17 protein-coding genes and 2 tRNA genes are annotated in these 20996 nt (G+C 69.4%); 11 read left to right on the top strand and 8 right to left on the bottom strand.

Going from position 1 to position 20996, the window contains the following annotated elements:
* Positions 1–57: 57 nt before the first annotated feature.
* The 3 genes from malQ to ACFY36_RS22935 all read left to right on the top strand — a co-directional run bounded on the left by malQ (position 58) and on the right by ACFY36_RS22935 (position 2446).
* Positions 58–2025: a 4-alpha-glucanotransferase gene (gene malQ, locus ACFY36_RS22945; RefSeq protein WP_499747994.1), complete on the top strand. Its 1968-nt coding sequence runs from the start codon at positions 58–60 to the stop codon at positions 2023–2025.
* Positions 2022–2201, top strand: coding sequence for an antitoxin (locus ACFY36_RS22940; protein ID WP_499747993.1), 180 nt, complete (start codon positions 2022–2024; stop codon positions 2199–2201). Before malQ ends, ACFY36_RS22940 begins: the two co-directional genes overlap by 4 nt.
* Before the next feature lie 65 nt (positions 2202–2266).
* Positions 2267–2446: an antitoxin gene (locus tag ACFY36_RS22935; RefSeq protein ID WP_499747992.1), complete on the top strand. Its 180-nt coding sequence runs from the start codon at positions 2267–2269 to the stop codon at positions 2444–2446.
* 12 nt (positions 2447–2458) lie between these two features.
* Here the strand turns inward: ACFY36_RS22935 and ACFY36_RS22930 are convergent, their stop codons facing one another.
* On the bottom strand, positions 2459–2839 hold the full coding sequence (locus ACFY36_RS22930; RefSeq protein WP_499747991.1) for a hypothetical protein: 381 nt from the start codon (positions 2837–2839) through the stop codon (positions 2459–2461).
* Positions 2840–2967: 128 nt separating this feature from the next.
* Between ACFY36_RS22930 and ACFY36_RS22925 the strand changes: the two genes are divergently transcribed.
* Both ACFY36_RS22925 and ACFY36_RS22920 read left to right on the top strand, forming a co-directional pair.
* Positions 2968–3819, top strand: coding sequence for a spermidine synthase (locus tag ACFY36_RS22925; protein ID WP_499747990.1), 852 nt, complete (start codon positions 2968–2970; stop codon positions 3817–3819).
* A gap of 161 nt (positions 3820–3980) precedes the next feature.
* Positions 3981–5426, top strand: coding sequence for a hypothetical protein (locus ACFY36_RS22920; protein WP_499747989.1), 1446 nt, complete (start codon positions 3981–3983; stop codon positions 5424–5426).
* A 20-nt stretch (positions 5427–5446) separates the two neighbouring features.
* Here the strand turns inward: ACFY36_RS22920 and ACFY36_RS22915 are convergent, their stop codons facing one another.
* Positions 5447–6682, bottom strand: coding sequence for a TerC family protein (locus ACFY36_RS22915; RefSeq protein ID WP_499747988.1), 1236 nt, complete (start codon positions 6680–6682; stop codon positions 5447–5449).
* A gap of 18 nt (positions 6683–6700) precedes the next feature.
* The gene (locus ACFY36_RS22910) at positions 6701–7255 is read right to left on the bottom strand and encodes a pentapeptide repeat-containing protein (RefSeq protein ID WP_499747987.1); all 555 of its coding nucleotides are present in this window, start codon (positions 7253–7255) and stop codon (positions 6701–6703) included.
* 395 nt (positions 7256–7650) lie between these two features.
* On the opposite strand from ACFY36_RS22910, the gene ACFY36_RS22905 reads away from it, so the two are divergent.
* The 3 genes from ACFY36_RS22905 (at position 7651) to ACFY36_RS22895 (ending at position 10884) form a co-directional block, all read left to right on the top strand.
* A complete protein-coding gene (locus ACFY36_RS22905; RefSeq protein ID WP_499747986.1) occupies positions 7651–8142 on the top strand; it encodes a hypothetical protein in 492 nt (163 codons plus the stop codon).
* Between the two features lie 90 nt (positions 8143–8232).
* A complete protein-coding gene (locus tag ACFY36_RS22900) occupies positions 8233–9795 on the top strand; it encodes a DUF5305 family protein (RefSeq protein ID WP_499747985.1) in 1563 nt (520 codons plus the stop codon).
* A gap of 63 nt (positions 9796–9858) precedes the next feature.
* Complete coding sequence (locus tag ACFY36_RS22895) at positions 9859–10884, top strand: lamin tail domain-containing protein (RefSeq protein WP_499747984.1); 1026 nt, start codon at positions 9859–9861, stop codon at positions 10882–10884.
* 43 nt (positions 10885–10927) lie between these two features.
* Here ACFY36_RS22895 and ACFY36_RS22890 read toward each other — a convergent pair whose 3' ends face one another.
* The gene (locus ACFY36_RS22890) at positions 10928–11476 is read right to left on the bottom strand and encodes a TetR/AcrR family transcriptional regulator (protein WP_499747983.1); all 549 of its coding nucleotides are present in this window, start codon (positions 11474–11476) and stop codon (positions 10928–10930) included.
* A 123-nt stretch (positions 11477–11599) separates the two neighbouring features.
* Here ACFY36_RS22890 and ACFY36_RS22885 point away from each other — a divergent pair, with 123 nt between their 5' ends.
* Positions 11600–12301, top strand: coding sequence for an SDR family oxidoreductase (locus ACFY36_RS22885; RefSeq protein WP_499747982.1), 702 nt, complete (start codon positions 11600–11602; stop codon positions 12299–12301).
* A 222-nt stretch (positions 12302–12523) separates the two neighbouring features.
* On the opposite strand, the gene ACFY36_RS22880 is transcribed toward ACFY36_RS22885, so the two are convergent.
* Positions 12524–12597: transfer RNA gene (locus ACFY36_RS22880), tRNA-Met, on the bottom strand.
* Between the two features lie 104 nt (positions 12598–12701).
* On the opposite strand from ACFY36_RS22880, the gene ACFY36_RS22875 reads away from it, so the two are divergent.
* Positions 12702–14462: a sensor histidine kinase gene (locus tag ACFY36_RS22875; RefSeq protein WP_499747981.1), complete on the top strand. Its 1761-nt coding sequence runs from the start codon at positions 12702–12704 to the stop codon at positions 14460–14462.
* 7 nt (positions 14463–14469) lie between these two features.
* On the opposite strand, the gene ACFY36_RS22870 is transcribed toward ACFY36_RS22875, so the two are convergent.
* Positions 14470–16299 carry a 5'-methylthioadenosine/S-adenosylhomocysteine nucleosidase family protein gene (locus tag ACFY36_RS22870; RefSeq protein ID WP_499747980.1) on the bottom strand — a complete coding sequence of 610 codons (1830 nt, stop codon included), beginning with the start codon at positions 16297–16299 and terminating at the stop codon, positions 14470–14472.
* 177 nt (positions 16300–16476) lie between these two features.
* On the opposite strand from ACFY36_RS22870, the gene ACFY36_RS22865 reads away from it, so the two are divergent.
* Complete coding sequence (locus ACFY36_RS22865) at positions 16477–17334, top strand: flagellin (protein ID WP_499747979.1); 858 nt, start codon at positions 16477–16479, stop codon at positions 17332–17334.
* Between the two features lie 467 nt (positions 17335–17801).
* On the opposite strand, the gene ACFY36_RS22860 is transcribed toward ACFY36_RS22865, so the two are convergent.
* Both ACFY36_RS22860 and ACFY36_RS22855 read right to left on the bottom strand, forming a co-directional pair.
* Positions 17802–17875: transfer RNA gene (locus ACFY36_RS22860), tRNA-Met, on the bottom strand.
* Between the two features lie 89 nt (positions 17876–17964).
* A complete protein-coding gene (locus ACFY36_RS22855) occupies positions 17965–20943 on the bottom strand; it encodes a UPF0182 family membrane protein (protein WP_499747978.1) in 2979 nt (992 codons plus the stop codon).
* Positions 20944–20996: the final 53 nt, after the last annotated feature.

The following is a 20996-nucleotide window of genomic DNA, read 5'->3' as shown; positions in this document are numbered from 1 at the left end:
CATCTTGACCGACACGGGCAAGGACGGCCACGCGAGTACCCCTGGATCCGGCAGGGTATGACCAGCGGGACCGAACTGAGAGGGGTGCGGATGGACGCCGACCTGGCGGCACTGGCGACGGCTCACGGAGTGGCCACCTGGTACGAGGACTGGCACCGCGAGCGCAAGGATGTCTCCGCCGAATCCGTCGTCGGGGTGCTCGGCCTGCTCGGCGTGGACGCCACGACGCCGGCCGCGATCAGCACCGGGCTGGCCGCCGTGCGCGAGCGCGAGCGGCTCGGGCGCATGCCCGGCACCGTGGTCGTACGGCACGGCAGCGGCCGTGACCTGCCCGGGCCGGCCACGATCGAGCTCGAGGACGGCACCACCCGCGAGGTGGACGAGGTGCCGGCCGACCTGCCCCTGGGCTGGCACCGGCTCGACGTGGGCGGGCAGAGCGTGACGCTCGTCGTGGTGCCCACCGAGCTGCCCGAGCCGCCGCAGACCTGGGGCTGGATGCTTCAGCTGTACGCCCTGCACTCGTCCCGCTCGTGGGGCATGGGCGATCTGGGCGACCTGCGCGAGTTCCTCGGCGTCTCCGGATCACCCGGGCTGGTGCTGCTGAACCCCCTGCACGCGATCACGCCGACGCTGCCGGTGCCGGCGTCGCCCTATTCGCCGTCCAGCCGCCGCTTCGTCAACCCGCTCTACCTGCGGATCGAGGACATTCCCGAGTACGGCCGGGCCGGCGCGCCGCTGCGCGCGAAGATCGACGCGCTGCGGCCCGCGAGGACCGAGCTGATCGACTACAGCGCCGTCTGGAAAGCCAAGCTGGCCGCGCTGGAGCTCCTCTGGCCCCTGGCCGATCAATCCGACATTCCGGCCGACGAGGGCCTGGTGGACTTCGCCCGGTTCTGCGCGCTGGCCGAGGTGCACGGCCCGAACTGGCAGGTCTGGCCGCCCGAGTTCCAGCGGCCCGACACGCCCGAGGTGAAGGCCTTCGCCAGCGAGCGCATCGCCTTCCACGCCTGGCTCCAGGGGCTCCTGCTGCACCAGCTGGAGGCCGCGAACGACGAGGCCCGGCGCCGCGGCATGCCGGCCGGGGTGGTGCACGACCTGGCCGTCGGCATCGACCCCAGCGGGGCCGACGGCTGGCTGCTGCAGGACGTGCTGGCGGCCGGCGTCCACGCGGGCGCCCCGCCGGACGCGTTCAACCAGCTCGGCCAGGACTGGGGACTGGCCGCGTGGCGGCCCGACCGGCTCATCGAGACCGGCTACGCCGCCTATCGGGACATGCTGCGGCGGATCTTCCGGTACGCCGGTGGGCTGCGCGTCGACCACGTGGCCGGCCTCTGGCGGCTCTGGTGGGTGCCGCCGGGCATGGGCGCCGACGGCGGGACGTACGTGCACTACGACCCCGACGCGATGCTCGGCATCCTCGCCCTGGAGGCGCACCGGGCGGGCGCCGTCGTGATCGGTGAGGACCTGGGGACCGTATTGCCCGAAGTCACCGAGGGCCTGGAGCGGATGAACATGCTCGGCTCGGCCGTGCTGTGGTTCACCCGCGACGACGACGATCCGGACGGCGGCTACCTGCCGGCCGCGAAGTACCCGCGCAACGCCCTGGCCTCGATCTCGACGCACGATCTGCCCACCGCCGCCGGCTTCCTGGCCGGCGAGCAGGTGAAGGTGCGGGCCGAGCTGGGCCAGCTCGCCGGGCCGGTCGAGCAGGAACGGGAGAACGCGGCCAGGGACCGGGCCCAGCTGCTCGACGCGCTGCGGGCCGAAGGGCTGATCACCGCGGGCAGCACGGACGCCGAGATCATCGTGGCGATGCACGAGTTCCTGGCCCGGACGCCGTGCCGGTTCGTGACCGCCTCGCTCTACGACGTGCTGGGCGAGCTCGATCAGCCCAACCTGCCGGGCACCATGGACGAGTACCCGAACTGGCGGATGCCGCTCAGGACGGGACTGGAGAAAATAGCCGAGGATCCGCGCGTCCAAGCGGTCGCGAAAGTCCTTGGAGAGAGAAAGGCGAGCCGATGAGCTTCATGGACAAGGCCAAGGACTTCCTCGACAAGCACGACAAGCAGGTCGACCAGGCCCTCGAGAAGATCGGCGACGAGGTCGACAAGCGCACCGGCCACAAATACACGTCGCACATCGACAAGGGCGTCGACCAGGCGCAGAAGCGCACCGGGGACGGCGACACCCGTCCCTGACGTTTTGCTCCCTCCTGCTCGGGAAGCAGAGAAGGCGTACCCCCGAAGCAAGAAGGAGTTTGACGATGGGCTTCATGGACAAGGCCAAGGACTTCGCCGACGACCACGACAAGCAGGTCGACCAGGGTCTCGAGAAGGCCGGCGACCAGGTCGACGACCGCACCGGCAACAAGTACTCGTCGCAGGTGGACAAGGGCGTCGACCAGGCGCAGCAGCGCACCGGCGACGGCGACACCAACGGCTGAGCGCCGAGGCCCTCAGACCGCCAGCGGCGCCGGCGGCGGATCGTCGTCGACCGCGTGCAGCATCGGGTGCAGCGGGACGAAATTGTCCCGCTGCCGGCACAGAAGCGGCGGCAGCAGTGACGACCGGTGGTCCGGGTGTTCGGCGCAGTGCCGCATCGCCCGGGTCATCGCGTCGCTGTGGTGGCGCCCGCCGCCGTACTCACCGCAATTGGCGCAGTCCCAGCGCCAGAACGCCGGCCCCTCGTCGGAGAGGTAGCGCCGGATCTTCAACGGCGGTCCCGCCTCCTCCTGGGCCGCGGCCAGGATCGCGGGCATGGCGCCGGCCGGCGGTGGGCCCGTGGGGCGGCGCGTTTCCCCGCCGATGATCTGCGCCAGCACATTGCTCGTCGACACGGTCCACCTCCGTACAGAAAAAAGAGAGACGACGCCGAGAAGTCTGGCCAGAAAAAAGTGGTTTGGGGCCGGAACTCCGAAATGGTCCCCGACGCGGTGACGGCCCCGGCGCCCGGGATACTTGCGGCGTGGCACAGCGCAGAAGGTCGGAGCGGATCGTCGAAACGGTCGCCTCCGGCGTGGCCGAGGTGACGCCCGACCCCGACCGCGACAGCGCCTTCACGCTGGTCCTCGACGGCGCCCCGCAATCACACGTCGACCTGGCCGATCCCACCCATCTGGAGTTCGAGTACATCCGGCGGATGGCGGCCGCGATCGACCTGATCGCCCCGGCCGGGAAACCGCTGCGCGCGCTGCATCTCGGCGGCGGCGCGCTGACGCTGCCCCGCTACCTCGCGGCGACCCGGCCCGGCTCGGCCCAGCGGGTGATCGAGATCGACGGGCCGCTGGTCGAACTGGTGCGCCGGGCCCTCCCCCTGCCGGCCAAGGCCAACATCCGGGTCCGGGTGGCCGACGCGCGGGCGGCCCTGGAGGGCATGCGCGACGGCGGCTACGACCTGATCGTGCTGGACGTCTTCGCCGGCGCCCGCACGCCGGCCCACCTGGCCTCGGTGGAGTTCATGACCGAGATCGCCCGGGTCCTCGACCCGGCCGGGTGGCTGGTCGCGAACATCGCCGACGGGCCGCCCCTGCGCCACGCCAAGGCCCAGGTCGCCACGATCCGGGCCGCGCTGCCCGAGGCGTGCCTGGTCGCCGACGCGGCCGTGCTGCGCGGGCGCCGCTTCGGCAACCTCGTGCTGCTGGCCGGCCGGACCCCGCCGCCGATCGCCGAACTGTCGCGCCGGGCCGCCGGCGACTGGTTCCCGGGCCGGGTCGAGACCGACCTCGACCGCTTCACCGGCGGGGCGGCGCCCGTGACGGACAGTGTCGCCGTAGCGTCACCACTTCCACCAGCGAGCCTCTTCGGTAACCGTAGGTAACCACTTTCGGTCCAAAGGGTTGAAGCTTTTCCGGCCTGTCGTGTACTCGTCAGGAAATCCGGTGTGATTCGCGCTTGCCCACTTGTTTGACTCTCCGTGCCCCGCTGTAATCGGTTACGGCCGCGTGTGGGGGCGCGGCACTACTGGGGGGATAGCCGCGCATGCCGGACAAGTACTTCGCGTCCGCAGATACAGGGCAGGTGGCCGCGCCGACGAGCGCTGCCCCCGCCGGATCGTCACTGCGTGACTCGATACAGAGCGCGACGGAGCGTGTGCTCTGGAGCGGATTGTGTGCCGTCGCCGAATACGCGTTCGACGAACCGGCCTCGATGCCGCGCTGGACGCTGCCCGAGGAGACCGAGGTGGTCGTCACCGAGGAGCGGGTCCTCTACCGCGATCCGGTCACGCTGAGCACGGGCGAGCTGCGCTGGCCCTGGCCGCAGCACCTGCGGGTGCAGCCGGGCAACCGCGACGCCGGCCGCTCCGGCACGGTCACCCAGATCCAGCTGGTCTGCGCCGGCCCGCACAACTCGTTCCCGGCCCTGGTCTTCGCCGGCGGCGACCTGGCCGCGGTCGGTGACGCCGACCGCCTGGCCAACACGCTGCGGCAGGCCATCGCCCGCTACCGGGTGGAGCACGCCACCGAGCTGGGCATCCCGGTGCTCCAGGCCCGCATGCTGTCCCGCCTGGTCATCGGCCCGGAGTTCAACAACTTCCAGGGCGGCGACGGCCAGACGGTGACCCTGATCGGCGCGGTGTCGGTGCAGCGTCTGGCGGCCGAGCCCCAGCAGCCGCAGAACCCGTGGGTCGCGTCGGCGTACGCCCCGCCCGCCGCCGACGCGTACGCGAAACCGGCGCCCCCGGCCCACGCCGCCCCCTCGGCCCACGCCGCCGCCCCCTCGGCCCACGCCGCCGCTCCCTCGGCCCACGCCGCCGCTCCCTCGGCCTACACCGCTCCTGACCAGGCCGCGCAGCCCGGCTACACCCCCGCTCCGTACTCGGCGCCTCCTGTCGTCTCCGGTCCGCCCGTGCCCGCTGCCGGTTTCGGTTCCGCCGCGGCAGGCTCAGCGCCGGTGGTTCGCTCGGCCGCGCCTTCCGCGCCGATCGTTCCGGCCCCGGCGGCCACTCCTCCGCCGGTGCCCATGTCGGCCGCGCCCACCTCGCCGGCTGACGGCCGGGGCCGGCCGGCCGCCGAGAGCTGGCGGGTCCAGCAAGCCGACGACACCGCCCTACGCGGTCGCGATGACCTCGACTCCCGGGCCGCCAGCCTGGCCGCGCGCGTGGCCGACCTGGTATCCGGCGGCGCCGAGGCCGGCAGCACCCGCCCGACCGGCGAGACCAACCTCTCGGCGTTCCTCGAGCGGCCCGTGCCCCGCTCGCCCGAGCCACCCCCGTACGGCGGCGCCTCGTCACCGACCTCGGGTGCGGGCTGGGACACCCCCACGCCCACCCCGACCTCGGGCGCCGGCTGGGAAGGCGGCGACCGCGCCGAGTCGGTCCGGCGCACCGCCGCCCGTTTCGCCGGGAACGCGGCCCGCACCCGCGGCTCGATCCCCCGCCAGGACACCGGCGACATCCCCAGCCAGGGCAACCACCGCCAGAGCTGACGCGGGCCCCGCGCCGCGGATCAGGCGCGGGCCTCGCGGGCTCCGGCCGATTCCGGCACGTAGCAAGTGCCGGCCGCCACTCGCTCCTCGTGCAGCTTGTGCGCCCGGTGCAGCAATGCCATGAGCTCGTCCTCGGCGCGGATCTGGGCCCGGTACTTCTCCGGCAGGCTCTTGAGGCGGGCTTCCTCGATCAGCAGCTTGTGGAAGATCTCGTCGCAGTAGGCGGGGTCCGTCTCGATGTCGAGGAACTCTGTGGCGTGCCGGCGCGCTGCCGCGACGTACGTCTGGGCCCGGCCCTTGGGACTCAGGAGCGACGCCACCACGGTGATCAGCAGGATCGAGATGATCAGAGCCAGGGACACCGCCGTGGAGATCTCGACGACGTGGATCGACTCGCCGTCGTTGATGAACGGCACGTTGTTCTCGTGCATGGCGTGCAGGATCAGCTTCACGCCGATCAGGGCCAGGATCGCCGCCAGCCCGTACGAAAGGTAGACCAGCCGGTCGAGCAGACCGTCGATCAGGAAGTAGAGCTGACGCAGGCCGAGCAGGGAGAACGCGGTCGCGGTGAAGACCAGGTACACGTTCTGGGTCAGGCCGAAGATGGCCGGGATCGAGTCGAGCGCGAACAGGATGTCGGTCCCGCCGATCGCCACCATGACCAGCACCATCGGGGTCAGAACGCGCTTGCCGTCCTGGTAGGTGAACAGCTTGTCGCCGTCGTACTCGTCGGAGGTGCGCAGGACCCGGCGGGCGATCCGGATCACGAAGTTGTCGGGCTTCTCCTCCTGGTCGCCGTGCTGCTCACGCAGCAGGTTGCCCGAGGTGATCAGCAGGATCAGCCCGAAGAGGTAGAACACCCAGGCGAACGAGTTGATCAGCGCCGAGCCCAGGAAGATGAACCCGGTCCGGGCGATCAGCGACACGACGATGCCGACGAGCAGCACCTTCTGCTGGTCGGCCCGGGGCACCTTGAAGCTGCCGAGCAGCAGCAGGAACACGAACAGGTTGTCGACCGACAGCGCTTCCTCGGTCACATAGCCGGCGAAGTACTCGGCGCCCATCTGGTTGCCGCCGAAGATCCACACGCCGACCCCGAACAGGATCGCGATCGACACGTAGATCGACGTCCACCGGGCGGCCTCGCCGAGCGACGGCACATGCGCCTTGCGCACATGGAAGAAGAAGTCGAACAACAGCAGCCCGACAATGCCGAGCACGGTCGCCACCCACACCACACCCGACACATCCTGCATGCGCTCATCCTAGGGCGACTATGTGACCGCGGCGCGACGTTGGGAGGCGGTGAGGAAGAGCACTCCGGTGAGATCGGCGCCCCGCAGATCGGCGCCCCGAACATCGGCCCCGGTGAAATCGGCCCGCCGCAGATCGGCCTCACGCAGATCGGCGCCGATCAACAGCGCGCCCCGGAAGCTCGCACCGCGCAGGTCGGCCTTGCGCAGCCGCCGCCCGATCAGGTCGGCGCCGCTGTGGTCGGGCCGGTTGCGCCCCCGGGCGAGCTCGCTGGCCTTGCGCAGCAGCGGATTGACCTGGCGCCGATGAGCGTCCAGGTCCAGCGCCGTCAGTTCGTCCGGCGTTCCGCCGGCCAGACGGTCGGTCTCGGCGAGCGCGTTTTCCAGCTTCGGGTGTACGCGGGCAGCCTCGCTCAGCTTCAAAGCCTCGCTCAGATACCACATGATCTCGTGCAGCTGCCGCACGACGGGCAGGGCGGCGAACATGGGCCCGGACAACTCGGGGGCGTCCCGCCACGTACGGCCGCCGAACGTCTCCTGGGTGATCCGCTGCCCGGCGCCGAAGCAGTCGAACACCACACACCCGTGAAATCCGCGCGGCTCGAGCCGCTCATGGATCCCACAACGGAAGTCGTCGGCCAGGTTGAGACAGGGTCTCCCGGCCGCTTTAGTGACGGCAAAGTCTGACGATTTAACGAACGCGGGCGCGACGCAGCACAGGGCGGCGCAGCGGGCGCAGTCGGCTTGAAGTTCTCTCTCGGTCATACGGCCCTCACTGTCTCAGACCGTCCCGCACGCCCGTTTCCCGGAGTCAGCGGCACCCGAGATGCAACCCCCTGGTCTTCATGAGACCCCACCCCACGGTCGAAACATCTTGTGTCCGAGACAGCGAGCCGCTGACGACGACAACCCCGGACCGAAACCGGGACGACACGGATAACCGAAACCAGGGGAGATACAGAATGCGCAACATGCTTCAGATCGTGGGCGGCGTCGCCGCGGCCGGTGTCATCGCTGCTTCCGCCACCGCCCTCACCGGCAGCGGCCTTACCCGCACCACCGGCGCCAACACCGCCGAGGACCGCTGGATCGGCGGTACGATCACCCAGACGCTGTCCGGCTCGAACATCGACTCGATCTCCTACACGTTCGCCGACACCGCCAAGACGCAGATCTCCGGTTTCGTCGTCGTGGCCAGCGACGCCGCCCAGAAGTACGTGACGGTCACGCCGAACGGCGCCTTCGGCGGAAGCGCGGACCGCTTCATCTGCGGTCCCACGGTCGGCTGGAACGCGAACGGCAGCACCGCCACCTCGTCGACCGGCGCCGGCAGCCCGGTGAAGGTTCAGCTCGCCAACTCGACGCCCGCCTCGGTCACGTGTGTGGCGGCGACCGCCCCCCTCACTCCGGGAGGCTACATGAGCGGTGTCAGCTCGGTCGACGTTCTCGTCGCGGCCAGCTAAAACCGGCTCGCCCGGCACCCTGAGGTGCGACGCTACGCATAGCGCCGCACCTCAGGGGATCTCATCCACAGGACGCTTCGCAACGCCACGGTGGCCGTCATCCTCGCGATGACGGCCTTCGGCGCTTGGGCTGTGATGACCGAGCGCCTCTCCTATGTCATCACCGACGGCGTCAGCATGAACCCCGTCTACTACCAGGGTGATCTGGTCTTCGTCGCGAAGGACGATTCGTACCATGTGGGAGAGATCGCCGCTTATCATGATTCGAGTTCGGGGTATCGCGTCCTGCACCGGATCATCGGCGGAGACGGCTCGGCCGGTTTCGTCTTCAAGGGGGACAACAACCAGTCGATCGACCGGCCCCACCCGACGACCGAGGAGATCATCGGCCGCGCCGTTCTGCACGTTCCGCACGGCGGCACCTGGCTGAAGCCGCTCCTCGGTCCCACCGGGATCGGGATGCTCAGCTTTCTGGTCGTCGGCGGCGGGGCCGCCACCGCGGCGCGAAACCGGCGGGAGATTCCGCGAGGTCGCCGGAAGAAAAGGGTGAAAGCCATGTCGCGGCAGGGAGGCTCGCTGGCGACCGCTGCGGCGGTCCTCAAGACGGTGCAGCGTCTTCCACCCACCCTGCGCGGTGCGGCATATCTGGCCATCGCCCTCGCGGTCACAGCGCTCCTGCTCGGCGTCCTGGGCTGGATGAAACCGATAGTCGAGACTCGAACGGTCGCCGCCCCTCCCAGCCAGTCGATCACCTACTCGTACTCGGCGAAGGTCCCTCGGTCGGCGGCGTACGACGGCACAACCGTGACCTCACCTGAACCGATCTTCCGAAGGTTGACGGACAAGGTGGATCTGGTCGCCAAATACACCGGGCCGGCGGGCATCTTCGACATGAGCGCGAAACTGACGAACGGCACCGGCTGGCACACGACAATCCAACTGGTCGAGGAGGAAGCCTTCACCGGCACCTCCTACCAGGCGACCGCGAAGTTCGACCTCGCAGCTCTGGTCGCACGAGCCGACGCGGCGTCGAGGGCGATCGGCGCCGCCAGCAACGGCTCGGTGGCCATCGCCGTGACCGCCCGGGTCGCGTCGCCCGGCGCCGGAGGCGTGAGCGCACCGCTCACCCTCGACGTGAACCCGATGCAGATGGTGCTCGGCGGCAACGCCACGCTGACGACCAGCAATTCCACCGCAGCGAGCACAACGGTGGTCCCGCGCGAGATCGGAATTCTCGGTCTCACGGCTTCTCAGGCTCGCTCCTGGGCCATTCTCACATTGGTCACAGCAGCCACGATCGCCGCAGTGGTGTTTCTGCTCGCTCTTCGCCGGATGCCGCTTCGTACCCGTGCCCAGATCGAGCGGCGCTATCCCCAACTCCTCGTTCACGTCGAGCCGATGCCCAGCCCACCGGGCAAACCTGTGGTCAACGTCGACAACTTCCCGGCGCTGGTCAAACTGGCTGAGAAGTACGGGCAGATGATTTTGACGTGGCGACGGGAGGATTCGGACGACTTTGTCGTTCGGGACGAGGGGATCACTTATCGGTATCGAGTTCCGCTGGATGGGCCGGAGCTTCTGGATATCGAGCACCAGAATCGGCCCACAACGGCCGGAACCCATCGCCGAAAAGCGTCCTCGCCGGTGTCCTGACGGCCAATCCGGGGACGCGGCCATTTCATTAAACTGCTGCGAATGATCTCCAGGTTCGCATCCATGGCCGCCATTGCCGGTGTCGGCGCGGTGATCGCCGTCGCCGCTCCGGCCTCCGCTGCCGGCGCCCCCACGCTGCAGGCCAGCGCCTCGGTCATCGTGGGCTACAACCCCGTGACCCTCTCGGGCATCGCCGACCCCGGCGCGCAGGTGGCGTTGTACGAGACCGCGATCGGCTGGAACGACATGCAACCGGCCCAGGACTGGACGAAGGGCGGCACCGTCGTCGCCACCGCCGACGCCTCGGGGCGCTATTCGTTCAGCCGCTGGGTCGACTCGGGCTTCTTCTTCGAGGTCCACCAAGGCTCGGCCGTCTCCAACCGGGTGACCGTCTATTCGCGCCTGCAGGTCGGCATCAGCGGCTCGTCGACGGTGGCCGGCCGGGCCGATCTGACCGCCTGGAACGTTCCAGGCCAGGGCGGCCTGCCGTACCAGTTCCAGCTCAAGCAGGCCAACGGCACCTGGAAGACGGTGTTCTCGGGCAAGGGCGCGAGCGACGCCGACGGCGCCTTCCTCGACGCCAAGGTCAGCGGCCTGGCGCCGGGCAGCGTGCAGACGTTCCGGGCGTACGTCGGCGGCGACACCAGCCAGGGCCTGCAGGGCAACTACTCCAAGGAACTGAAGGTCACGATCAAGGCCGGCCCTGGGGTCAATTCGGTCCAGTTCACCAAGATTCGGTACGACTCCACGGGCGCCGACACCGGCACCAACGCCAGTCTGAACGCCGAATGGGTCAAGCTCACCAACAAGACCAAGACCCGCATCGACCTGAACGGCTGGACGGTGCGCGACGCGCAGAGCATCGTCTACAAGTTCGCCGGCACGACCTACCTGAACGCCGGCGCGTCGATCTTCGTGCAGTCCGGCAAGGGCACGAACACGGCGACCCACCGGTTCTGGGGCCGCGCCGGCAAGAGCGGCTACGTCTGGAACAACGGCGGGGACACGGCCCAACTCCGTACGCCCGCGGGTCTGACCGTCGACGCCTGCAAGTGGGCCATCGTCGGCACGGGCGAGACCAACTGCTGATCAACCAGCGGCCCGGCTCCGAAAGGAGCCGGGCTTTTTCGCGTTATACGCCCGCGGCGTCGAGGAGCACAGCCGCCATGTCGGCCGCGTCCGGCGCCTCGCCGTGCATCACGGCCCAGGCGCTCGCCCCGTCGAAGGTCATGGTGAGCTGGCGGGCCAATTTCTCCGGGTCGGCGGCGCCGCCCTTCTCGGCCTCGGCGCGGAAGAACGCGGTGAGCATGTCCTTGTAGCGCCGGGCGACCAGGCGCGCGGGATGATCCGGCGCCTTGACCTCGAGCGAGACCGCGACGAACGGGCAACCCTGAAATCCGGGCGCGGTCGCCGTCGCCTCGAAGCTGCGGAACACATGCAGGATGCGCTCGCGCGGCGTTCCGCCGTCGTCGGCGGGCAGCAGGAGGGCGTTGAAGGCCGGCCCGACACGGTCGAGCCCGGCCGCCATGATCTCGTCCTTGCTGCCGAACAGCTGGTACATCGTGCGCTTGGAGACGCCGGCGGCCCGGCTCAGCGCCTCGACGCCCACGCCGACGCCCTCGCGATAGAAGAGATCCGCCGCAGCGTCGAGCAGTCGGTCCCGCGTGGCTTCCCCGGTCATGCGGACAGCATAGCTCGCCAAAAACCGATCGGTTTTCTTCGTCACAGGGCAGAGCCTTGCCGTACGGAAACCGATCGGTTTACCGTGGTGGAAACCGATCAGTTTTCTGCGAGGGGACACACCATGACCGCCATCAAGGACTCCGTAGCGCTCGTCACCGGCGGCAGCCGCGGCATCGGCAAGGCTCTGGTCGAGGAGCTGTACGCCCGAGGGGCGAGCAAGGTGTACGCCACGGCCCGCGACCCGCGCTCGGTGACCCACCCCGACGCCGTGCCGCTGGCCCTGGAGGTCACCGACGAGGCTTCGGTCGCCGCCGTGGCCGCCCGGGCCACCGACGTCACCATCCTGATCAACAACGCCGGCCTCACCTCCGGCGCCTCTTACCTGGACTCCCCGCTCGACGAGGTCCGCCGCGACATGGAGGCCAACTTCTACGGCCCGCTGCTGCTGGCCCGCGCCTTCGTCCCGGTGATCGAGCGCAACGGCGGCGGCCACATCCTGAACGTGCACTCGGCCCTGTCATGGTTCGCCGACGGCGGCCCGTACAGCGCCTCGAAGGCCGCCCTCTGGTCCCAGTCGAACTCGCTGCGCCTGCTGCTGCGCCCCCGCCACATCGAGGTGACGGGCCTGCACGTCGGCTACGTCGACACCGACATGACCACCACCATCGACGCCCCGAAGACCGCCCCCCAGGACGTCGCACTGGCCGCCCTGGACGGCATCGAGTCCAACACCCACGAGGTCCTGGTAGACGAGGTGAGCCGCAACGTGAAGGCCGCCCTCTCAGGAGACCTGACTCTCCTGTACAAGCAGCTGGCCGCGTAACCCGTACCCCGAAGCAAGCGCAACCACCCACCCAGCGCACCCGACCGCACCGCGGGGGCCTGGGGGCTCGGCCCCCAGATAGAGAAATCCCTGTCCGCTACCCCGAAGCACGCGCAACCACCCACCCAGCGCACCCGACCGCACCGTGGGGGCCTGGGGGCTCGGCCCCCAGACAGAGAAATCCCTGTCCGCGCACTCCGCGGACAGGGATTTCCTTACTTGTAGCGGGGACAGGATTTGAACCTGCGACCTCTGGGTTATGAGCCCAGCGAGCTACCGAGCTGCTCCACCCCGCGTCGGCTTCTTAACCCTACCCTGCCCCGGCCCGAGACGCCCAATCCGGGGTGGTCGGTGGGCAAACTGCCCTGCTCTTCTCCCCCGCCGGGCTAGCGTCGAGATCATGACCGCTGCCGTGGGCGTCCGCCGGCTTGGGCGACGGTCCGGCCTCGTGGTCGGCGTGGTCGTCCTGCTCGGGGTGCTCGGGACGGGGCTGGCCACGTACGCGCTGCACAGCACGGCGAAGAGCTGGAGCGAGCGCGCTTTCGAGCAGCGGCAGACCGTGGTGGCCCAGGTCGTCATGGCCGAGCTCATCCAGTACGGGCTGGCGCTCTCCGATCTGTCAGCCTCACTCGGGGCGCAGGCCGAGCTCACGGCCGATGCGTTCGGGGCCATCGCCGCGCCGATCAACGGGCAGCGGCTTCCGGGGGCGGCCGAGATCGGTTACATCGTCAGCGCCACCGACGGTACGGCGGCCGCCACCCAGGCCGAATGGCGTGGCCGGGGAAGCGCCGGCCTGACCTTGCGGGCGGGCAGCACCGGCAGCGGGGAACACTTTTTCGTCGTGCTCGGCCGCTCCCTGACCGGTGCCGCGGCGACCCTCGGCATGGATCTTCGAGGTACGGCCCAGGCCGCACAGGCGCTGCGGATCGCACGGACCGGCGGCGGGATCTCGACCAGTCCCACGTTCGAGGTGCCGGGCTTTCCCGACCGGTACTTCATCATGACGGCGCCCGTGTTCGCGACGCAGCCGGCCGCCGAGGCCGGCCAGTTCCGGGGCTGGATCGCCATGACGTTCAACGGACGGGAGTTCCTCGGCCCGACGCCGGGTGTGATCGGCGGCGATCAGGTCAGCCTGGAGTTCGCCGACATCTCCAGCGGCCGGCCGGTCACGATCGCAACCTGGAAGCCGGACGCCCGGGTCGACACCGGCATGCCGGAGCGGGTCATCGAGATCCCGATTCCGCAGAAGCAGTGGCAGCTCACCATCCGGCCCACGGTCCGCCTGCTGCCGACGACCGAGGCCTGGCTGGCTCGCGGCGCGGCCGCCATCGGCAGCGTGATCACACTGCTGCTCGCCCTGCTGACAGCCACCGTGGTGACCTCCCGGGACCGGGCGCTGCGCCGCGTCGATCAGGCCACCGCCGAGCTCCGCGACGACATCGAACGCCGCGAGGCGGTGGAGCAGCAGCTGCGCCGGCGCGAGGAGGAACTGGTCGGCTTCGCCGGCGTGGTCGCACACGACCTGCGCAGCCCGCTGGCCAACGTGATCGGGTACGCCGACCTGATGGCCGACATGGACGACGGCGCGACGCCCGAGAAGCAGCGCCGCTATCTGACCCGGGTCCAGGCCAGCGCCGGCCGCATGCGCGACCTGATCGACGACCTGCTGGCGTACGCCATGGCCGACAACACGACCCTGCGCATCGCCGAGGTCAACTTGAACGAGCTGGTGGACAGCATCGTGACCGAACGCCTGGGCACCAGCGCCCCGGCCGGAACCAAGATCGACTTCCTTCCCTTGCCGACCGTCTGCGGCGACCCCACCCAGCTCCGCCAGGTCCTGGACAACTTGATCGGCAACGCCATCAAGTACACCCCACCCGACCGGACCGCCGAGATCACCGTCGGCGCGACGGAGATGGACGACGCGATGTGCCGCATCGAGGTCGCCGACCGCGGCATCGGCATCCCCGAGTCGCAGCGCTCCGAGGTCTTCAACGCCTTCACCCGAGCCGAGGGCAGCCAGGGCTATCCCGGCACGGGCCTCGGCCTGGCCATCGTCCAGCGCATCGTCGAACGCCACCACGGCACGGTGGGCGTCGAGGAGAACCCCGGCGGTGGCACCCGTTTCTGGTTCACCGTGCCCACGCCGGCGTCGTGACCGCCGTTCACGGTGTCCGAGCCGCGAAGGCGCTCGCCGCGATCAGGTCGAGGACGAGCGTGGCGGCGTTGGCCGCGGCCACCTCCTGCGCTTCGGAGCTCTTGTCCCGTCCCCAGTCGCAGATGCCCTTCACCACGATCCACTCCGTGTGGGCGCGAACCGACGTCGCGTAGACCGCGGCGCCCTCCATCTCGCCGCCCTCGGCATCGCGGTAGCGCGCCTTGAGCGCCTCCCGCAGCGACGAGGAGTCGACCAGCACGTCCCAGGAGAGCAGGAGACCGGACCAGACGCGGACGCCCGCCGGCGGCACCGCGACCTTGAAACGCTCGACCAGACGGTGGCTCGCGGTGACCTTGTCCCCGCGATCCCTGATCTCGGTCTCCCCGGCCCGCACGCTGATCACCTGCAGTTGCTGGGCGACGATGACGTCGCCGAGCTGCTGGCGTTCCTCCCGGAGCCCGTAGCAGATCCCCAGCATGATCACGTAGCTCGGCTGCCGCTCGCGGATGATCTCCGTGAGGCTGTACGGCGCCGACACCGGACTGGTCAGACCCGCTCCGACGTGGGCCAGCAACACCTCCGCGCCGCCGATCGTCCCGAGCCGATAGACGGGATGGCCCCCGTCGAAATCGAGCGTGGCGTCGTCATCCTGGTGAGCGCGGGCCTGCCTCAGCACCGCCGCCCGCTCGACCTCGGTGGCCACCACGAGAAGCACGCGCTCCCGCCCGTACATCTCCTTCATCCTCTCTCTGTGCTCCTCCGTCAGCTCGCGGCGGTAGCGGGCGTACCGAACCCCGCTGAACCCAGCGATGACGATGGTGAACAAGGCCAGGAACCCGGCCACCAGACCGGCGCCGCGTGCGAAGAAGGTCATCGCCGTCAGATCGGGCGGCTCCTGCCACATGAGCCGATAGACAAGCCATTCCAAGGCTTTGCCGTACGTCACCGGCCTGCCCCCGCAGTCTCCCGCGCAGGCGTCCCGCTCCCAGCCGGCCACAAGTGACGCCGTGCCCAGCAGGAGCGCGGCGAGCACGGCGATCCAGAGGAAGAAGAACGAACCGGTCTCGGCGATGCGCTGCCGGCGGACCGGCGGCCGTCGGGGCAGACGCACGGTGATCTCACGCTCCTCGTCCGTTCCCCGGGCGCCCGCCCACCGCGCCACCCGGATCCGTGTCGCCGGCGTGGTGACGGCGGCGCGCGGGCACGCCAGGGCGGCCTCGGGGCCGGCCAGCGCGGTGAGCCGCCCGCCGACCTCGGCCAGTAGGCCGTCCGCGCCCCGTTCGTCCTCGTGGTGACACAGCCGCAGCGTCCATTCCTCGTACGGCAACGTCTCGGCGTCGATCCGGTCGGGCTTGGGCCTCCCGCCGGAGAGGGCCCGTAGCCCTCGCCAGGCTCCCGCGAGGAGGTGCATCACCTGGTCGGCCGCGACCCCGAGCAGAAAGACGATCTCGAGGAGGATCAGCGCGTACCAGGTCGCCACCGGGCCGATCACGGGACGCAGGGCGGCCACGAGGACGGCAAGCACCACGAACAGGACGAATCCGAGGGCCAGGACGACCAGCGACCACTGATGGTCGATCCACCGGAGTGCCCTTGCGCCGTCGGGCGCCGCCCGATCGGCGGGCCGGCTCAGCATGGCGAACGACCGGGGGCCGCGCCAGATCAGGCGTCCTTCCCGTCGCGCCCGGTGGAGCTGCAGGGCGATCGGCGCCCGGACGCGGAAGAAGCCGAAGGTGCGCGGGCGCAGAAAGCGGATGGTCTCGGCCCCATGATCGGCGGCCCGCACCGCGCGCGCGGCCGCACGGTAGTCCCGCATCACCGGTTGCCCACCAGCCACGGCAATCACGATAGGACCGCGTCGCCACGCCTTTGAGGCACCGGCGGGTAGCCGTTCGGTTGGTTGTTCCCACTCGGTGGTGCAATCGAGCGGTCAGAACGTTGCGTTTCGAGAGCGGCGACCGACATGTCGGGCTGAACCCCTTCCCCCGGGTTCGTAGCCACCCTAGGAGTCCCCATGTTCGTCAGCGGAAGCAGCAGCGTCACCGCGATGCGGATCGCCCGGTACCAGGCCGAGGCCCTGCAGGCCGTCGAAAGGTCGTCGGCTCGGATCGCCTCCGGCCGCCGGTTCACGTCGTTCGCTGAGGACACGGTCGCCGCCACCAGGGAGATCTCGCTGCGGGCCCAGCAGGGCGCCACCGCCATCTACCTGCGGGCGGCGCAGGACGCCGGCTCCGCCGCGGAGGCCGCCGCGGACGGCTTGCGCTCGGCCTCCGACATTCTGGGCGAGCTGCGCAACGCGGTCCTGGCCCTGAACACCGCCGACCCCAGCTCGGTCACCGCGACCCAGCACACCGTGACCCAGCTGACCGAAGAGTTGACCAGGCTCAGCACGTCCACCACCACAGTGGCCGGCAAGAACCTGCTCGACGGCTCGATCGCCTCCACCCCGCTGGCGTTCAGGGTGGGTGCCAGCGGCAGCGCGTCGGACGAGGTTCAGCTGACCGCGATCTCGGTGGCCGCCGACCAGCTGGGCTCCGCCGCCCTGAAACTGAACGCGATCGACTTCACCGGCGGCGCCCCCACCGACCAGAACGACGCACTGGACGCGATCGACGAGGCCCGCTCAGCCGTAACCGACAGCCTGACCTCCACCGCCGCCGTGTCCTCGGCGATGACCTACCACGCCACCGCCCTCGGCTCCCAGTACGGCGCCACAACCACAGCTTTGGACAATTTGGTCACCGTAGACGACGCCCAGGAAGCCATCACCTTGACCAAAAACCAGATCCGAGCCGAAACTTCAGCCGCCCTGCTCTCCCAAATCAACACCCTCCAGACCACAATGGCCCGCCACCTACTAATGCCCCTCTAACAACCGGCCCGGGCCGGGCCGGCCCGGGCCGGGTTGGGCCGGGCCGGGTTGGGCCGGGCCGGGTTGGGCCGGGCCGGGTTGGGCCGGGCCGGGCTGGATTGGGCCGGGCTGGATTGGGCCGGGTTGGGCCGGGCCGGGTTGGGCCGGGCCGGGCCGGGTTGGGCCGGGCCGGGCCGGGTTGAGCCGGGCTGGGTTGGGCCGGGCCGGGTTGGGCCGGATTGGGCCGGGTTGAGCCGGGTTGGGCTGGGCCGGGCCGGGTTGGGCCGGGTTGGGCCGGGCCGGGCCGGATTGGGTTGGGTTGGGCGGCGATCGAGGAGGAGCAGGCGAAGCCTGCGAGCTCTTCCACCAAGCGCCCCCACCCACCAAGCGCACCCGACCGCACCGTGGGGGTCTGGGGGCTCGGCCCCCAGGCAGACATGCGAAAAATCCCCGTCCGCGCACCTCGCGGACAGGGATTTCCCAATTTGTAGCGGGGACAGGATTTGAACCTGCGACCTCTGGGTTATGAGCCCAGCGAGCTACCGAGCTGCTCCACCCCGCGTCGGCTCGTTAACACTAGCGCAACCCTGCGGCTGCCTGCAAAACGGGTGGTGGTGGCCCTCCTCACGGTGGGCCACCACCTTCAGTTCGTCAGCCGCCGGGGGTCGGTGATGGTGCCACCGATCCGGACGGGGCCGGGTTGGACGGGGCCGTTGACGGCGCCGTCGATGGTGCCGCTGAGGCGCCGTTGGCGGCCTTCTGGGCGTTCTGGAAGTTGGTCATCGCGGTGTCGAGGGCCTGGAGCGCCTCGCCGTACTTGGCGAAGTCGCCCGACTGCTGGGCGGTCTTGACGTTCGCGATGGCCGTGTCGAGGGCGGCCGCGGCCTGGGCCAGTTCGCCGGTCAGTGAGGCCGGTGGCGGGTTGGTCGTGTTGCCGTTGCCCGTGTTGCCGCTGTTGTTGTTGCCTGTCGCGGCGCCGGCGTTCTTGCCCTGTGTGACCAGCTGTTCCAGGCCCTGTTTCAGGTTGTCGGCCAGGACCACGTACGTGCCGCCGTCGCCGTACGACATCAGGACCTTCTGCAACAGGGGCGCCGCGTTGTCCTGGTTGCCGGTCTTGACGTAGACCGGTTCCACGTAGAGGACGCCGCCTTCGACCGGCAGGGAGATCAGGTTGCCGTACAGCACCTGGGATTGGGCGTTGTTGGACAGCAGGTTCAGCTGTTGGCGTACGGCCGCGTTGTTGGTCATCTTCTGATGGACCTGGACCGGGCCGGGAATGACCGTCTGGTCGGGTAATTCGAGGACCTGCAGGACGGGTTTGTTGTCCACGTACGAGCCGGAGATCAGGGCGGCCAGGTTTTCCCGGTTGGCCGGTGTGACGCCGGCCGTCAGCTGGAATCTGGTCTCATCCTGCTCGGGCAGCTGGACGTTCAGGTAGAACGGCGGCTGCTTGATGTTGCTCGACGGCGAGTCGGGCGCGTTCGGCACCTGCCAGAAGTCCTGGCCGGAGAAGTACGCCTGCGGATCGGTCACGTGGAACTTGGTGAGCAGGTTGCGCTGCACCTTGAACAGGTCCTGCGGATAGCGGAAGTGCGCTTCGAGCGATTCCGGCGTCTCCGCCTTCGGGATGATCAGGTCACCGCCGAACGCCTTGTTCCACGCCTTGAGCACCGGGTCGTTCTCGTCGAACTCGTACAGCTTGACCGTGCCGTCGTACGCGTCGACGGTCGCCTTGACCGAGTTGCGCATGTAGTTGACGTCGTCGCGGGCCAGGGCGAACTGCCCCTGGCCGGTGAGTTCGTCGCGCGTCTCGTTGGCCAGGTTGATCTTCTGGGCGTACGGATAGGTCGCGGCCGTGGTGTAGCCGTCGAGGATCCAGGTGATCCGGCCGTCGACCACGGCCGGGTACGGGTCGCCGTCTATGGTCAGGAACGGCGCCACCTTTTCCACGCGGGAGCGCGGGTCGCGGATGTACATCAGCCGCGAGTCGGAGTTGACCGCGTCCGACAGCAGGAAGTTGCTCTCGGTGTTCTTGACCGCGAACACGAGCCGGCGGAAGAACGAGCCGATCGGCACGCCGCCCTTGCCGTCGTACGTGTAGAGCTCCTCGGCGTTGTTGTTCTCCTCCTGCGGACGGTCGAACTCGACCTTCTTGTTCGCGTCCTCCTGGCCGACGATCGCGTATTCGGTGGACTGCTCGCCGAAGTAGATGCGGGGCTGGTCGACCTTGATCTCGTCGGTGGCCGAGGAGCAGCCCGGCGGGCGGTCGTCGCCGAGGAAGCCGGAGACGAAGTACGGCAGACCACCGCAGACCACCTGGTTGGCCGGCGCCGCCACCAGGCCGTAGCCGTGGGTGTAGACGGTGTGCCGGTTGAGCCAGTTGCGCTGCTGCGCGGTCAGCTTGTCGTCGTTGATCTCACGGGCGCCGACCACGTAGTCGGCGGTCTTGTCGTCGACCGTGTAGCGGTCGACGTCGAGCTTCTTGCCGAAGTCGTAGAAGCCGCGGGACTGCTGCGACTGGGTGAAGGCCTGCGAGACCAGCTGCGGATCGACCAGCCGGGCGTTCTGCGCGCTCGTGTCGCTGGTGAGACCGGCCTGCGGGACCACGTTGTTGGCGCGATAGGGCGCCGTCTCGGTCGCGTCTATGCCGAACGCGGCTCTCGTGGCCTCGATCGAGCGTTTGATGTATGGCGCTTCTTTCTCGGCGAGGCTGGGCTTGACCGAGAAGTTCTGCACGGCGAGCGGGTAGATGCCGCCGATGGCCACGGCCGAGATCGCCAGCAGGGCCAGCGACACACCGGGCCATACCAGGTTCCGCATGCCCGCGTTGGAGAACACGATGATCGCGATCGCCACCACGATGGAGATGTAGGCCAGGATCTCCTTGGCCGGCAGCAGCGCGTTGACGTCGGTGTAGCCGGCGCCGTAGAGGCCCGGCGACACGTGTTGCTCGAGGAGCAGGGCACGGCGGTCGAGCACGTACGCCACGGCCTTGAGCAGGACGAAGATCGCGACCAGAGTGGTCAGGTGGGCCCGGGCCGCGGTCGTCATGCGGTCGCCGACGCCCTGGAGACGTACCCCACCGAAGATGTAGTGGACCGCGAGCGCGCCCAGCACCGACAGCACGACGGCGGTGAAGGCGACGCCCAGGATGTAGCGCCACAGCGGGTAGTCGAAGATGTAGAACCCGATGTCCACGTTGAACTGCGGGTCCTTGACGCCGAAGTCGCCGCCGTTGCGGAACAGCATCCAGTCTTTCCACCGGCCCTGCGCGGAGAGGCCGGCGAAGAAGCCGATGATCACGGTGATGACGGTGATCCACGTGCCCAGGCGGGGCGCGATGATCATCCGATAGCGCTCAAGAGTGGCCTGCTCGGCCGAGTGCGGCCGCAGCAGCGGGCGCAGCCGGTAGGCCAGATAGAGGTTGGCGGCGATGATCAGGGCCACCGCGATGCCGATGGCCAGGAACAACAGGAGCCGGGTGAGCAGTACACCGGAGAAGACGTTGACGAAGTCGACTTCGTTGAACCACAGATAATCGGTGTACGCGTCGATGCCCCACCCGAGCAGCGTGAAAAGAAGGAAGACCCCGACCAGGACGCCGACGGTGACGCGACCGCGCCGGCTCATCCTCGGAAGAGGGCTATTTCGCATAACCAACGGAGGCTCCACAATTCAGTCGG

The organism is Actinoplanes sp. NPDC000266, assembly GCF_042899005.1.
Classification (GTDB): Bacteria; Actinomycetota; Actinomycetes; order Mycobacteriales; family Micromonosporaceae; genus Actinoplanes.
The sequence above is the reverse complement of the archived record's forward strand: the minus strand, read 5'-3'. Positions and strand labels throughout refer to the sequence as shown.